The 15054-nt window shown below is 44.2% G+C and carries 12 protein-coding genes; 11 read left to right on the top strand and 1 reads right to left on the bottom strand.

The features are described from left to right. Positions 1-285: 285 nt before the first annotated feature. The 11 genes from L6442_RS17200 to L6442_RS17150 all read left to right on the top strand — a co-directional run bounded on the left by L6442_RS17200 (position 286) and on the right by L6442_RS17150 (position 13421). Entirely contained in the window at positions 286-1017 is a 732-nt protein-coding gene (locus L6442_RS17200; protein ID WP_212981120.1) for a hypothetical protein, read from the top strand. A gap of 54 nt (positions 1018-1071) precedes the next feature. Beyond that, a complete protein-coding gene (locus tag L6442_RS17195; RefSeq protein WP_212981119.1) occupies positions 1072-1806 on the top strand; it encodes a hypothetical protein in 735 nt (244 codons plus the stop codon). Positions 1807-1992: 186 nt separating this feature from the next. Then, complete coding sequence (locus L6442_RS17190) at positions 1993-2403, top strand: BlaI/MecI/CopY family transcriptional regulator (RefSeq protein WP_212981118.1); 411 nt, start codon at positions 1993-1995, stop codon at positions 2401-2403. Continuing rightward, positions 2403-4322: a M56 family metallopeptidase gene (locus L6442_RS17185; protein WP_212981117.1), complete on the top strand. Its 1920-nt coding sequence runs from the start codon at positions 2403-2405 to the stop codon at positions 4320-4322. Before L6442_RS17190 ends, L6442_RS17185 begins: the two co-directional genes overlap by 1 nt. A 489-nt stretch (positions 4323-4811) precedes the next feature. Then, positions 4812-5549: a hypothetical protein gene (locus L6442_RS17180; protein WP_212981116.1), complete on the top strand. Its 738-nt coding sequence runs from the start codon at positions 4812-4814 to the stop codon at positions 5547-5549. A gap of 150 nt (positions 5550-5699) precedes the next feature. Then, entirely contained in the window at positions 5700-6113 is a 414-nt protein-coding gene (locus L6442_RS17175) for a BlaI/MecI/CopY family transcriptional regulator (protein WP_212981115.1), read from the top strand. Next, entirely contained in the window at positions 6110-7987 is a 1878-nt protein-coding gene (locus tag L6442_RS17170) for a M56 family metallopeptidase (protein WP_212981114.1), read from the top strand. The genes L6442_RS17175 and L6442_RS17170 overlap by 4 nt, the downstream gene beginning before the upstream one ends. 297 nt (positions 7988-8284) lie before the next feature. Further along, positions 8285-8770 carry a hypothetical protein gene (locus L6442_RS17165; RefSeq protein ID WP_212981113.1) on the top strand — a complete coding sequence of 162 codons (486 nt, stop codon included), beginning with the start codon at positions 8285-8287 and terminating at the stop codon, positions 8768-8770. 165 nt (positions 8771-8935) lie between these two features. Continuing rightward, on the top strand, positions 8936-9700 hold the full coding sequence (locus tag L6442_RS17160) for a hypothetical protein (protein WP_212981112.1): 765 nt from the start codon (positions 8936-8938) through the stop codon (positions 9698-9700). A 739-nt stretch (positions 9701-10439) separates the two neighbouring features. Next, positions 10440-11216: a hypothetical protein gene (locus L6442_RS17155; protein ID WP_212981111.1), complete on the top strand. Its 777-nt coding sequence runs from the start codon at positions 10440-10442 to the stop codon at positions 11214-11216. 273 nt (positions 11217-11489) lie between these two features. Continuing rightward, the gene (locus L6442_RS17150; protein ID WP_212981110.1) at positions 11490-13421 is read left to right on the top strand and encodes a copper amine oxidase N-terminal domain-containing protein; all 1932 of its coding nucleotides are present in this window, start codon (positions 11490-11492) and stop codon (positions 13419-13421) included. An 81-nt stretch (positions 13422-13502) separates the two neighbouring features. On the opposite strand, the gene L6442_RS17145 is transcribed toward L6442_RS17150, so the two are convergent. Then, a complete protein-coding gene (locus L6442_RS17145; protein WP_212981109.1) occupies positions 13503-14783 on the bottom strand; it encodes an ArsB/NhaD family transporter in 1281 nt (426 codons plus the stop codon). Positions 14784-15054: the final 271 nt, after the last annotated feature.

The following is a 15054-nucleotide window of genomic DNA, read 5'->3' as shown; positions in this document are numbered from 1 at the left end:
TCCGCTCCACCTAACGCCTGAAAAGGAGGCACAATTGCAACGTTTGGACCTTAGCCCGCTCTCAGAATAGGCATAGAAAAAACGCATCACCCCCTTTTTGCAAAGTAGCGAATGAGTTTATCTTTGAGGATCATTTTCACTAGCGATACAAACCAATTTGCGAGTAACAATAACAAGAAAATTTGTATAACAAAAAGATGTTGACAAAATAAGACTACGACTGTAGTATATAACCATAAACTACAAACGTAGTCTATAAAAATAGTTTGAGAGGAGCATTACAAAATGAATGTAGTATCAAAAGTAGCCATCGCAACATTAAGCAGTGTTTTATTATTTGGTTCTTCGGTGGGTTTTGCGGCAGAGGAACTAACCTATGAGCAAGCCATGGAGAAAGCTGTAAAACAAAGAGAAGAAGCGCTCAAGGCTCTAACCGCAGAAGAGAAAAAGTTCATGGAAGATGAAGAGGCAAGACTTAAAGAGCTGGTCAAAAGTTCAGACGACACATATGTTACCTATCATAAATACAAAAAACTGAATAGCGGGCTTGATCTTAGCTTTTGGGGAATGTCAAAGGAGTACTCTACATATGAGGATTACTCTAAACAGACTTCTGCCCTGCAAGGGCCGATCTTACAACAACCTGCTAACCTGCCGGAAGGATATAAGTTCCTCAAAGCGAGAATTGAAAGTCCAACCGAAGGGAAGTTCTTTGATGAATTAAGAGCCGAGGGCAAAAAAAGCGGCAAACCGGTTTATACGAAAAAGTTGGATTGGAAAGAGCCGGGAAGAGTCGAACTCAGCTATACGGATGGGAAAGACGAACTGATGATCAACCAGTACACGGCGGATGAAGAGTTTGCCAAACTGAAGGGTACCGAGTTTTCAAAGCAGGCCGATGGTAGAAAATACTTTTTTCAATATGGAACAGGTAAATACTATTACGGCATTTCAACGAAATCCGATATGTCCCAAGAAAAGATGAGCGAAATTCTGAAAGCAGCGATGAAAAAATAATATTGTGAGTTACACAGGTTTTATCAAAACAATGACATAAGGGAGCATTACCAAATGAAAAATTTAGCATCCAAAGCAGCCATCGCGGCGTTAAGCAGTATCTTATTATTAGGTTCATCGGCGAACTTTGCGGCGGAGGCGAAATCCTATAAGCAAGCTCAGGAAGAAGCTGTCAAAAAAGCAGCAGAGGCAGCCAAGTCAGTACCTGCTGAGGCCAAGAAGGCTATCGAAGATGAGGAAAATAGGCTTAAGGAGTTGACCAAGGAGTCGAATGATACTTATGTGATGTATTATAAATACAAGCAACTAAACAACGGGCTCAAAACCTCTGTTTATGGATTCCGTTTTAATTACTCTTCATACGAGGATTACTTAAAGAAAGCTTCTACCTTAAAGTCTCCAATCCTGCAGCAGCCATCCAATTTGCCTGGCGGATATAAGTTTTCCAAAGCGTTCATTGAAAGTCCATACCAGGGAAAGTTTTTTGATGATTTGATTGCCGAAGGGGTTAAGAGCGGGAAGGACTTTTATACGAAGAAATATGATTGGAAAGAGCCGGGAAGAGTCGAACTCAGCTATACGGATGGGAAAGACGAGCTGATCATCAATCAGTATACGGCGGATGAAGAGTTTGCCAAGCTGAAGGGTACCGAGTTTTCAAAGCAGCCCGATGGTAGAAAATACTTTTTTCAATATGGAACAGGTAAATACTATTACGGCATTTCAACGAAATCCGATATGTCCCAAGTAAAGATGAGCGAAATTCTGAAGGCGGCAGTGAAAAAATAAGCAGTTTTGAGACCAGCTCGATATGCCCATGCACCCAAGAAATGGGTGTATGGGTTCTCTTTTTGAAACATATTTCGATAATTAAATCATATATTCTGCGCAAATATGTTGACATTATCAAACGACAATTATAGCATTTATACAGACTACGTATGTAGTTATTAGATCAAAATTGGAGGTTCAGGCATGACCCAAATACCACCCATTACGGATGCGGAACTTGAAATTATGCGCGTATTATGGACAAATCCGGATTGCACTTCCAATTGGATCGTAAAACGATTGACGGATCGAATGGGGTGGAGCCCGAATACGACTAGAACTCTCCTGAATCGTTTGGTGCAGAAGGAGGCAGTGGGAGCAAAGCAGGAAAAGGGTTCGAAGCGCAACCAGCTATTTTATCCCATCTTCAGCGAGAAAGAATATCTGCGGTCGGAAACTACATCTTTTATGAAAAAACTATATGATGGGGCTTTAAAGCCGATGTTGGCTAATTTTTTAGAGGATAAAACGCTGAATGATCAGGAAATCGAGGACCTGAAGGCTTTATTTGACGGAAACCGTAAAGGCGGCGAACCGGAGAAGAGGGATAGCTAATGGATGCTGCACTACATACAAGTTTACTATCGTTTTTCGGTTGGTTGATCCGTGGATCATTTATGGCCGGCATTCTGGTTCTACTTGTCCTGATCGTGCAATTTCTATTAAAAAACAAGCTTGAAGCCAGATGGAAATATTTGCTGTGGATGCCTGTGGTGATCCGTTTGCTCCTTCCATGGGCGCCGGAATCTTCACTCAGCTTGTATAATGTTCTGTCTTTGGAAGCTATAGTGCCTGGTATTCATGGTCAAAGTCAAAGCCCGGATGTTGGGAAGGCAGCGGATCGTGTTACCGAGGCGGCGGTTTATGGAGAGCGGTCTTTAAACTTGGAAACAAGCGGAATTGTAGAGGTATCTGCTCCAAATCGCGGATCCGGAACAGAGCAGGAGCGCCGCTTCTGGTGGAGTGAATTCAAGGAAATGAGCTTCATCAATATACTGATGCTGGTATGGCTTGCGGGCGCGCTGCTTCTTGCGGCAAAAACGGTATATGACCAGCTTCGATTGAAACAAGCCTTGCGCGCAGGCCGACCGATCGACATCCCTTTGCTGACAGCATTATTCCATGAAACAAAACAGCAAATGGGCGTAAAGCGTCAGGTGCGGTTTTTAGCCAGCGAGCGCCTCCCTGGACCCGCCGTGATCGGATTTCGCAAACCTGTGGTCGTCATTTCCCCAAATCTGCTCAGTACGCTGCAAAAAGACCAGCTTCAGTATATTCTGGCACATGAATTTGCCCATATCCGGCGCCGGGACGTCGTAGTGAATTGGGTGATGCACACCATCCTGATTCTTCATTGGTTTAATCCATTCATATGGCTTGCCGTGTATAAAGCAAGGCAGGACCAGGAGATGGCCTGCGACGCATGTGCGCTGGATCGGCTGAGTTCGCAGCAAAGCAGCGCCTATGGTCAGACAATTATCCATGTGCTGGAGCATTTTTCAGGAAGACATCATCAACCCGGACTAGCCGGACTATCCTCTACGCACAAACAAATGAAGAAGAGATTGCTGATGATCAAGCATTTTCATAACAAATCCTATCATTTGTCCATCCTGGGCATGACGGTCATTCTTGTGCTTAGCGGCGTGACGCTGGTGAATGCGAAGGGAGACGGTGCCAGAAGCGAACCGCAAGCAGGTTCCATTCAATTGAACCAGGATTCCCAGGAAAGCGTGAAGGACGAGCCGGATCAGAGCAGTTCCGGGGAAATCAAGGATTCTTCGGAGAAACTAGCGGCAGAGGAACTGACCTATGAGGAAGCCATGGAGAAAGCAAGAAAGGAAAGAGAAGAAGCGCTTAAGGCTCTAACCGCAGAAGAGAAAAAGTTCATCGATGATGAGAAGAATAGACTTAAAGAACTAGTCAAAGATTCAGACGACACGTATGTCACGTACCATAAATACAAGAAGCTGAATAGCGGGCTTGATCTTAGCTTTTGGGGATTGTCCAAGGAGTACTCCACATATGAGGATTACTCTAAAAAGACTTCTGCCTTGCAAGGGCCGATCTTACAGCAGCCAGACACTCTGCCGGAGGGATATCTGTTCTCCCATGCGAGAATTGAAAGTCCAACCGAGGGAGAATTCTTTGAAGAATTAAGAGCCGAAGGCAGAAAAAGCGACAAACCGGTTTACACGAAAAAGTTGGATTGGAAAGAGCCGGGAAGAGTCGAACTCAGGTATACGGATGGGAAGGACGAGCTGATCATCAATCAGTATACGGCGGATGAAGAATTCGCCAAGCTGAAGGGTACCGAGTTGTCAAAGCAAGCCGACGGCAGAAAATACTTTTTTCAATATGGTACAGGTAAATACTATTACGGCATTTCAACGAAATCCGATATGTCCCAAGAAAAGATGAACGAAATTCTGAAAGCAGCGGTGTTAAGGAATAACCATTTCAGTCAAACTTGAAATTGATGCGAAAGTGCATCTATTTATGACAGAAAGGCTTGTTTTTAAGGGAAAGCTTGCAAAAGTGCAGGCTTTTTCTCTTTTCTGAATGCAATTAGACGACTCAACATCAAATAGATGCACAAACGCAACAATACTGCCTACCAGACCACACAGCTTCTGAAAAAGATGCACAATCGCAACAATTTTGTGTTTCGCCCCACAGAACTCTCGAAAAAGATGCACAATCGCAACAATTAGACTTAGCCCATCGGTTGATGATGGCTGCAGCCATGTTAGCTGCTATGAAATAAGCGAAAACCTCTAGCATCACGCTTAAATCGCGGGTGTTTGAGGTTTTTTTCTTTCAACGAAAAAACAACGGTCCGTATATTAAGATGGATTTTATAAAAAAGGGGTTGACATTAGTTAACTACAACTGTAGTATGTAATTAAAGTTAACTACATATGTAGTCAACGAAAATAATCCCAGGAGAGGAGCATAACAAATTGAACGTAGCATCAAAAATTGCCATCGCAACATTAAGCAGTGTACTACTGCTGGGTTCATCAGCGAGCTTCGCGGCTGAAGCGAAATCCTCAAAGGAAGCTCAACAAGAAGCTGCTAAAAAGGCAGCCGAAGCGGCTAAATCTGTACCAGAAGCCGACAAAAAGTTTATCGAAGCTGAGATCAATAGAGTGAAGGAGCTGTCCAAAAAGCCAGGCGAGTCGTATGTTCTATATCACAAATATCCACAATTAAATAGCGGGCTTGCTCTTAGCTATTGGGGACTGACAGAAGAATTTTCTTCTTATGAGGACTACTTGAAAAGAACTTCCACATTGGAGGGTTCGATCCTGAAGCAGCCTGCCAACCTGCCGGCCGGATATAAGTTTTTGTCAGCGACCATCGAAGGTCCAACAACAGGGAAATTCGTTGATGAAGTAAAGGCCGAAGGCAAGAAGAGCGGCAAACCGATCTATGCGAAGAAAATAGATTGGAAGGAGGCGGTGGATATCCGTCTCAAGTATTCGAACGGGAAAGACACGCTGACTTTCTCAAAGTATACAAAAGATCCGGAGGGAAGCAAGAAGCAAGGATTTTTTAACGATAACCTACCCGCGAATGTCTATCCAAAATCCGTTTTCTGGTATGACGGCGGCAAATACGAATACGGTATTTCTACCTCAACAAATATACCAAGAGAAAAGAAAATCGAAATGCTGAAGGCTGCGGTAAAAAAATAATAGGTGTGAAAAAGGGCGCGGATTTCTGCATGTAACAATAATGAGGAAACTTTTCTCTATGAAATATGTTGACATTACCTCACTACAACTATAGGATGGATTATAACTACACGCGTAGTCAGGGTAAATTAACTTTGGAGGTTTACATGCATGAAGCAAATACCGCCGATTACAGATGCAGAACTAGAAATTATGCGGGTACTATGGGCAAATCCGGATTGCCTTTCCGGAGAGGTCGTAAAGCAGCTAACGGACAAAATGGGCTGGAGCCCGAATACGACGCGGACGCTTTTGAACCGATTAGTGCAGAAGGAAGCTGCAGGGGCAAAGCTGGAAGAGGGTTTGAAGCGCACCCAGCTATATTATCCAATCATCAGCGAGCAGGAATACTTGCTGTCCGAGACCACATCCTTCATGAAAAAGCTGTATGGCGGGGCATTAAAGCCGATGCTGGCCAATTTATTAAAGGATAAAAAGCTGGATGCACAGGAAGTCGAAGATCTGAAGGCTTTATTTGACGAAAACCGTGGCGACAGCGAACCGGAAAAGAGAGATAACCGATGAGTCCGACATTGCATGCGAATTTATTGTCTGTTTTTGGTTGGGTGATTCGTGGATCATTTATGGCCGGCATTTTGGTTCTGCTAGTCCTGATCGTGCAATTTCTCTTAAAAAACAAGCTTGAAGCCAGATGGAAATATTTGATTTGGCTGCCAGTGGCGATCCGCCTGCTGCTCCCTTGGGCGCCGGAATCTTCGCTTAGCCTGTATAATGTTTTGTCTCTTGAGGCCATAGCGCCCGGAATTCATCAGAAGACCCAAGATCCCACGGAATGGAAGGGAGTGGGGAGATCAGGCGAGGCGGCGGTTGATGGGGAGCGCTATTTAAAACCGGAAACAAGCGGAACTTCGGAAATAGCTGCTCTATCCCCCGAATCGGGAACTGTGCAGACGCACGGCATTTGGTGGAATCAGATCAAGCAACTTGGATTTACCAATGGGCTGATGCTGGTATGGCTTGCGGGGGTATTGTTTTTTGCTGCGAAAACGGTGTACGACCAGATTCGATTGAAACAAGCCCTGCGTGCAGGGCGATCCATCGATACTCCATTTTTATCGGCAGTGTTTCAAGACACGAAGCAGCTGTTTGGCATAAAGCGTAAAGTGCGGTTTGTCGCATCGGAACAGATTCCCGGACCAGCCGTAGTCGGTTTTCGTGAACCTGCGATTGTCATTGCGCCAAGTCTGCTCGTTACGTTGCAGAAGGATCAGCTTCAATATATTCTGGCGCATGAATTTTCGCATATCCAGCGGCGGGATGTGGCAGTGAACTGGATGATGCACATGATCCTCATTCTCCACTGGTTTAATCCGCTCATATGGATCGCCGCACATAAAGCAAGACAGGCCCAGGAGATGGCCTGCGATGCATGCGCCTTGGATCGGATGAGGCCGCAGCAAAAAAATGCATACGGGCAAACGATTATTCATGTACTGGAACATCTTTCGGTCAGTCATTATCAGCCGGGGCTTGCCGGTTTATCCGCTACACATAAAGAAATGAAAAGGAGACTTATCATGATCAAACAGTTTAATAAAAAATCCTATCGTTTATCCATACTGGGTTTAGGGATGATTCTCGCGCTTGGCAGCGTGACATTGGTTAACGCAAAGGAAAGCGGCGCAGAGAGCGCATCGCAAAAGCCTTCCGTGCAATCGCAGCAAAATGCAAAAGCTGCTGTGGACAAAGAGGATGATATTGTTTATCCCGAGGGGAATATAGACCGCGAGCTTTACAAAAAAGAACTGGAAAAGGCTCGAAAAAAAGCAGAGGAAGCTGCCAAGGCTCTAACCCCGGAGGAAAAGAAATATATCGAAGATGAGACCAATCGAGTGAAGGAACTGAGCAAAAAGACAGGTGATATGTACGTTCTGTATCATAAATACAAGGATCTGAATAGCGGACTCGACCTCAGTTATTTGGGAGGGCTAGAGGAATTCTCTAATTACGAGGACTACTTGAAAAAAGCTTCCGACTTGGAAGGTTCCATCCTGAAGCAGCCTGCCAACTTGCCGGAGGGGTATAAGTTCTCCAAAGCAAGAATCGAAGGTCCGACAGAAGGGAAATTCGTTGATGAAGTCCGGGCCGAAGGTAAGAAAAGCGGAAAACCCATCTACGCGAAAAAGATAGACTGGAAAGAGGCGGCAACCATCCGTCTTGAATATACGAACGGGAAAAACACGCTGGCCATTTCTAAATATACGTTGGACGCAGAGGGAAGTAAAAAGCAAGGATTCTTTGAGGATGACCTCCCGGCGCAAATCTATCCAAAATACGTTTTTTGGCATGAAGGCGGCTTCGAATACAGCATCTCAACGACATGGGATATGTCCAAGGAAAAGAAAATCGAAATTCTGAAAGCTGCGGTAAAAAAATAATACGTCAAGCGATCCATCAGTTTATGCAACCGGCCCATGCTGTCCTGTTCACACAGGATGGCATGGGTTCTTTGTTGCCGCCATAAGGAGCCGAGGAAAACAGTAATAACAAAAAAAATCTGGGAGCGGGCAGCGATTCAAAAAGAACATTTCACACGGCTGCCTCCATCCGTTCATAATCATTGGTTCGACTTATATAGATGTTGACACAAACCAACTACAAATGTAGTATTGATTATATAACTACACATGTGGTTTTTGCAGTCGAGCATACTCATATGAGAGGAGCGTTACAACATGAACACGGCAACCAAAGCGGCGATCACGGTACTGGGCAGCATTGTATTATTGATATCTGCCGTGAAGTTCACGGCGGCGTTCCCGAAAACAGCCTCAAGTGCGATTGCTGAAGAATCACTTGACTACTCTTCATATGAGTTTTCCCAGGGAAGTCTAAAAAAAACGGCTCAAGGAAACTTATTCGGTGAAATGAGCCCGGAAGTTACGAAGCATAGACATACGGATTACGCGAAGAAAACTGGCCGGACCCTAGCGAAGAGCATCCACCTCGAATATACGGTCGGAAACGACAACCTGATCATATCCCGGTATACGACGCCAGATGAGGACAATCCGGATAGTGTTGATGAACAGCCTTACACTTCCAGACCCAGGTATGTCTATTGGGATGATAACGGCAAATCCTTTTACAGCATTTCTACTAAATCGAATATGTCGAAGGAACAGGTGCTCGAAATTCTGGAAGAGGCTGCAAGAAAATAATATTTTGGTATAATCTTATGTTTCAAAAAGGCCCGCCGGGGGGGCCGGTCTTATTCACGCTTTTGCCACATTTACAGGGAAATGATGGTCTTATACGAACCGTATATAAAGTAGAACCATCTAAATTATAGAAAAACAAAAGTAATACGAGAGGAGCTTTACAAATTGAAAACAGCATCAAAAGTAGCAGTAGTAGCGCTAAGCAGTATTTTATTATTGGGTTCTTCCGTGAATTTTGCTGTGGAGGCAGCGCCGAACAAGTCTGCAAATGCCGCAGCAGAGAAGAAGCCTCAGGCAGAAAATAAGGGAGAGCAACTGCAAAAAGCGGAAATCGACAGAATCAGCAAGCTGCTGGAGGCCAACCCGGATGATTCTTATATGGTATTTGTCAGCAATGAACTGACGAAAAGAAAAGGCATGGAAACTTTCGCAATGGGTAACACCATGCCTGAATATACCTCGTACGAGGATTACTGGAAGAAAGCCTCAACTTTAACAGAACCGGCGCCGAAGCAACCGGAGGGATTGCCGGAAGGTTACAGCTTTGCGGGAGCAAAAATTGTAGGCCCGTACAGCGGTGATTATGACAAAGAAATGAAGGCAGAAGCCAAAAAACTGGGCAAACAGATTTATTCCAAAAAAATCAACTGGACAACCACGAACTTTATTCAATTGGAGTACAAAAACGGGGATGACTATATTCTAATCTCAAGCACACGTCTTGATCCGCAGAGCAAACGGCATAAAGGGTATGTCTATGAATCCGCCGAAGAAACGAGAAAGAAGAATCCTAAGCTGGAAGAGGAATTTGTAACAAACTCCGTCGTATGGACCGAAAATAACAAAGGACTCGCTATCCAAACCAATCCGGGAAATCCGATCACAAAAGAGGAACTGATTAAACTAGCCAAAACAGCGTCTAAGAAATAAAACGTAGATTCATCTGCTTTCAAAAAAAGTATATATAAAGGGGCATCAGAGGGCAATCCGTTAACCAAGGAAGACCTCATAAAGTTGGCGGAATCGATGATCGTGCGGAAATAGATAATAGATCAGTCGCCTGACAACAAGGCCCGGGAAACCGGGCTTTTCACATCTTTTGCATTTTTTGCACAGTAGCAATGACGTTGAAAGAAACATTCTGCTATTGAATAAAAGGCGATTGCCCGCTCAGATTGGAAATTGATGCGTAAGTGCATCTATTTACGACATAACGAGTTGTTTAGATGAAAAGCTTGCAAAAGTGCAGGCTTTTTCCCTTATTAACGCGTAGATAGGCGATGTACTGTCAAAAGGATGCACAATCGCAACAATTTTGCAATTCTGGTCCACCAACGCCTGAAAAGGTTGCAGTATCGCAACAATTCTACGTTCAACTCTACGCAACGCATGAGAAGGTTACATCGATGGATGATATTTTATGATTTTCATCAATACCAATTCTGGTAAAAGCTCACCAAAGAGGAACTGCTTAAACTAGCCAAAACTGCGAATAAGAAATTAGATATGGATTATCGATTAAACGAGTGAACCGGGGAGGGCTACCCTTAGTACAAAAAGCGGAACTGAGTCTATTCACATCTTAAAAAATTTTTTTCGCTCATGTCGCAAAAGCTTCGATTGATATTGTTATATAGATGAGGATTTTTTTAAAAAGGAGACAGAAGAAATGAAAACAAGAATGAAAATTACCGTTGCTGCGTTAAGCGGCGCTCTTCTTTTGGGATCGATGGACTTTGCGGCTGCTGCTGCTCCATCCCATACTGTTAGCAAAATAGGTATGAAAACGACAGTCCTTAATACAAAAGGCGAAACTGAAGGGGAGAAGCTAGAGAAAGCTGAACAAGAGAGAATAGCCCAGTTACTTAAAAAGAATCCGGACGCTACATATATGGTATATGTCAGTAAAGAAGTAACCAAGCAAAAAGCCGATAAAGTGTATTCCATGGGGAATCCTTTTCCAAAGTTCGATTCCTATGAAGCTTACCAAAAAAAGGCGTCAACTTTGAAAGGCACAGTGTTGCAACAACCAGCCGCCCTGCCAGAAGGTTATAAATTCGTCGCTGCAGGAATCGCAGGCCCATACAGTACGGAGTATACAAAAGAAATGGAGGCTGAGGCCAAGAAGCTTGGGAAGAAGATCTATTCCAAGAAGGTCGATTGGACAGATGCGAACGAAATTACGATAGAGTATTCGAATGGGAAACATACTTTAACATTGGGATATAAGCGGCTTGATCCGAAGCAGCCAGTAAAACAGGAAGGCTATGTTTATGAATCCGCCGATGAAGTACGGAAGAAATATCCGAAACTCGGAAAAGAGTATATCAACAATACGCTTTCTTGGGCCGTAAAAGGGAAACAATTTGCGATATCGACCGATTCGGAAAGTTCCCTAACCAAAGAAGATCTGATCAAATTGGCGAAAACCATGGTCAAAAAATAGAGCATACGCCTCAATATTGCGGGCATCGCATCTTGTTTCCAATGCTCATCATACGGTTGCCCATAACAAAGCCCGGGAAATTTCCGGTCTTTGTTATTTTTTAGCAAATCATTGAACAGAGTTATGTCGCTGTTCATTTCGTTTCATCCATGAGACAAAGCGGAAGTTTCTTTAGACGTTCCTCATCTTCCTTTATTGTGGGTTTATCGCAACTATTTCCTTTTTGAATCGTCTAATGGTTCGGATAACCAATTCACATTGGAGGACGGATTCATGCCTTATAAAATTCTACTTAAATCACGGCTGTATATGCTTTTAGCCGCGACTGCAATCGCATCAGCCATAACCAACCCTGTTCCCACGCTTGCGGCAGCTGGAACTAACGCCACCGACGCGCCCGCGAAGAATGGCATCAGAATAACGATGAACGGCAAGGAGTTTCAGGCAAAGTCAGCCCCGTTCGTAGATCATGGCACCATATATTTGCCTTTGCGAGATGTAGGAGAACTTCTTGGTACCTTAGTATCCTGGAACGGTTCCGCAAAAACCGTTACGATGAACTATCCGGATCTTAAAGTAAAACTGGAATATGGTTCGCTCCAAGCGATGGTTAATGGAAAGCAGTTCTCACTGAATGCGCCTCTCCGCATGGTTGATGGGAGGTTATTTGTCCCCCTGCGTTTCTTCTCAGAGGCTACTGGAGCGGATGTCAAATGGGAGGACTCTATCAAGACGGTGAACATTACGAAAGAGGATGATTTCATCAAAGCACAACCGTGGAGCTCTGTATGGTTAAATCGTAAAACCAGCGATTTATATATGGCTCGGGACGAACAATCGCCAGCCATCCATGTCGGCAAACTGGATACTGAGATACAAGGGGACGTCTCATTTCATGACGGATTAAATCAAGGCGGAAATACGGTTTTAACCATCGTGGACCATTACGGAGATTCTCGCAGCCATTATGATGTTTATGGTCTTCTCATTCGCGGCAACAAGATCGTCGCCCAGAAGAAAGCGAACTATGAAAAGCGTTACGAACCGAATACAACGTATTTCCAAGTTTACGATCCCAACGGGTGGATTGAGTATACGGTGCTGACGGATGGCAAAATAGTAACTATATTTAATAATCAAGGAAAAGTGGTAAAAGAATATGATCTGCCAAAACTATCGGGGACAGACGATGTATTTTCCGTGCTTGCGGTCGGCGAGGATTATTTGGTAGTACGGCCGAACCAAAGCGGCCTGCTGACACTGATCGACTTGAAAGACCATTCCACCGTTGTTCTCGCCGATAAACTTCTCACAGGCAAGGACTTGGAATACGCCCGCAATCATAAAGATCCTTATCCAGGCGACACGTTAAGTTATGCCGGTGATATGGGGCATGGCGTGCTGGATTTCTATTATGCCAGTCCGTTTAATGGCAAGGAGCAAAGATCCGTTCGATTAACATATGAGCGTCCATCCTATGAAGATGAGCGAAAGGCGCTGCCCAAAGGCCGCAGCATCAAGGAATTGGCTTCTGTATGTACCCCTAAGACAATATCGAGCATAGAGATGCAGGATGGGGATATGATGTATGTCCCATTGATTGGGGCCAACGAGAAAGACAAGGATTCCATTCGCACGGTTTGCAGCATTCTGCAGAAATTCGCTGCCAAGGGGGTAGAGGAAACATTACCCTATGATTCCCCCCAGACGTTTTTCCATGGGATGTATGTTAATTTCACGGAAGGCGAATCGATCTCGATGTATCAATACGGCGGAAAGTTAGCCCTTGGTTCAGCGTTTGGAGGAAAGACCATGATTCTGGATGATCACCAGTCTGTTCAGGATTTTAATCGTCTGAAAGTTGTTCCTACATCAACATTCCAACCTAATCCGGTCCATATTGGAAAAAAAGTACATTTCAAAGGGAATATCGGAGGTTACAAAGAATCGGAACCGCTCATCATATCCTGGGCACCGGACCTGAATAAATACTCGAGCCAGGATCCTGATCGCTCACTTGTCATTTTTACCGGAACGATGAAGTTCGGCAGCTATGATGTCCAGTTCACGATGCCGGCTTATGGTAAAGCGGCTGACGGCAAGATGAAGCTGCTGCAACCGGGAAAGGGAACAATAAAAATATCCAACGGCAGTTACGGAAATGTAGAAAGTACCTCCATCGAACTTCTTCCTGAAAGTAAATGATTGGTCCCCCAATAGCCCCTTTAAACGAAAAGGCAACCCATGTGGGTCTCATATGGGCTGCCTTTTTATATGAATATCGATTTATATCAGATAACGCAGGTATACGTAAATACTCGATAAAACAATGGAAAGCAGCATTAAAGGAAATCCATATTTCAGGAATTGCGCGAATTTGATCGGATGTCCCTCTTTTCCGGACATACCGGCTACAATCAGGTTAGCACTTGCGCCAATGAGCGAACCATTTCCCCCGAGGCATGCCCCGAGCGCAAGACTCCACCATAATGGCTCAAGGTTGCTCACTCCCATTTGTCCCATTTCTTGAATCATTGGAATCATTGTTGCGACAAACGGTATGTTGTCCAGGAAAGCAGAGGCGATAGCGCTCAGCCATAGAATAAGCATGGAAGTTGCTACGGGTTCGCCCCCGGTGAGTGCGATTGCTTTCTCGGCTAACATGGCGATGACCCCTGTTTCAATCAAACCGGCTACCAATACGAATAAGCCGACAAAGAAGAAAATGGTTGTCCATTCAACCTTGGTGAAAGCTTCTTCCATCATATGCTCTCCGGTTAGCAGCAGCAAGAGAAAGGCTCCGGCCAGAGCGACTGTGGCTGATTCCAAATGCAGCAGCTGATGCGTAAAGAATCCTATGATCGTTAATGCCAAAACGGTTAAACATTTACGTAAAAGCGTACGATCTGTTATCAGCTCTTTTTCTTCCATCTCCATAATACTGCGTTTCAACTCATCCGTCGTTTGAATGCTTTTGCGGAAAAGCAGAATGAAGATGGGGATATACACTGCCATCACTACAATCGCTAACGGCGCCATATTGATGATGAAATCCATAAAGGATAATTCCTTCACAGCGCTCCCGATCATAATATTCGGCGGATCGCCGATCAAAGTCGCAGCGCCGCCCACGTTGGAAGCAATAATCTGCGTTATAAGAAAAGGTACGGGGTTCACGCGAAGCTGCCTAGTAATGCTGAAAGTAACAGGGACCATGAGCAGTACTGTCGTAACATTATCCAGGAAAGCAGAACCTACCGCTGTAATCAGGGACAGCGAAACCAGGATGCGGACGGGTTCGCCTTTGGCTTTCTTGGCGGCAAAAACGGCAATGTATTTGAACAGTCCTGTTTCAGCTGTTATACCTACAATAATCATCATGCCGATAAGAAGTCCAAGGGTGTTGAAATCGATATGATGCAAAGCAGTCTCTTGGTTCACGATACCAAAGACAACCATTAATGTACCGCCAATCATTGCTACTATGGTCCGATGAATTTTCTCCGCAATAATGAATCCGTAAATGACAAGAAAGATACCGATGGCTAAAATAGCTTGTTGTTCCATGAGCCCTCCCGAAAGTGAATTTTTTTGTATATTACCCAAATTATGGACTAACTATGAAGGAAATCCCTTTCGGTGGGCATAAAAAGGCAAAGAGGAGCCCACCAATGGCAGGCTCCTCCGGTAATCCACATATTTGGTTAGATAATATTATACTGATGACCTAAATGAAAGTAAAGATTTTTGTCGAATTTTAAGAAGAAATAAAAAATCCAACTTTCGAAATAATAACAATTTATACATAGTTCAAATATGTTAAAATCTTCATGATAAA

The organism is Paenibacillus azoreducens, assembly GCF_021654775.1.
Classification (GTDB): domain Bacteria; phylum Bacillota; class Bacilli; order Paenibacillales; family Paenibacillaceae; genus Paenibacillus_AQ; species Paenibacillus_AQ azoreducens.
The sequence above is the reverse complement of the archived record's forward strand: the minus strand, read 5'-3'. Positions and strand labels throughout refer to the sequence as shown.

Excerpts from the sequence above, each read along its gene's own strand:
- L6442_RS17200 (WP_212981120.1), top strand. The coding sequence starts at position 286 with ATGAATGTAGTATCAAAAGTAGCCATCGCAACATTAAGCAGTGTTTTA.
- L6442_RS17195 (WP_212981119.1), top strand. The coding sequence starts at position 1,072 with ATGAAAAATTTAGCATCCAAAGCAGCCATCGCGGCGTTAAGCAGTATC.
- L6442_RS17190 (WP_212981118.1), top strand. The coding sequence starts at position 1,993 with ATGACCCAAATACCACCCATTACGGATGCGGAACTTGAAATTATGCGC.
- L6442_RS17185 (WP_212981117.1), top strand. The coding sequence starts at position 2,403 with ATGGATGCTGCACTACATACAAGTTTACTATCGTTTTTCGGTTGGTTG.
- L6442_RS17175 (WP_212981115.1), top strand. The coding sequence starts at position 5,700 with ATGAAGCAAATACCGCCGATTACAGATGCAGAACTAGAAATTATGCGG.
- L6442_RS17170 (WP_212981114.1), top strand. The coding sequence starts at position 6,110 with ATGAGTCCGACATTGCATGCGAATTTATTGTCTGTTTTTGGTTGGGTG.
- L6442_RS17165 (WP_212981113.1), top strand. The coding sequence starts at position 8,285 with ATGAACACGGCAACCAAAGCGGCGATCACGGTACTGGGCAGCATTGTA.
- L6442_RS17155 (WP_212981111.1), top strand. The coding sequence starts at position 10,440 with ATGAAAACAAGAATGAAAATTACCGTTGCTGCGTTAAGCGGCGCTCTT.
- L6442_RS17150 (WP_212981110.1), top strand. The coding sequence starts at position 11,490 with ATGCCTTATAAAATTCTACTTAAATCACGGCTGTATATGCTTTTAGCC.
- L6442_RS17145 (WP_212981109.1), bottom strand. The coding sequence starts at position 14,783 with ATGGAACAACAAGCTATTTTAGCCATCGGTATCTTTCTTGTCATTTAC.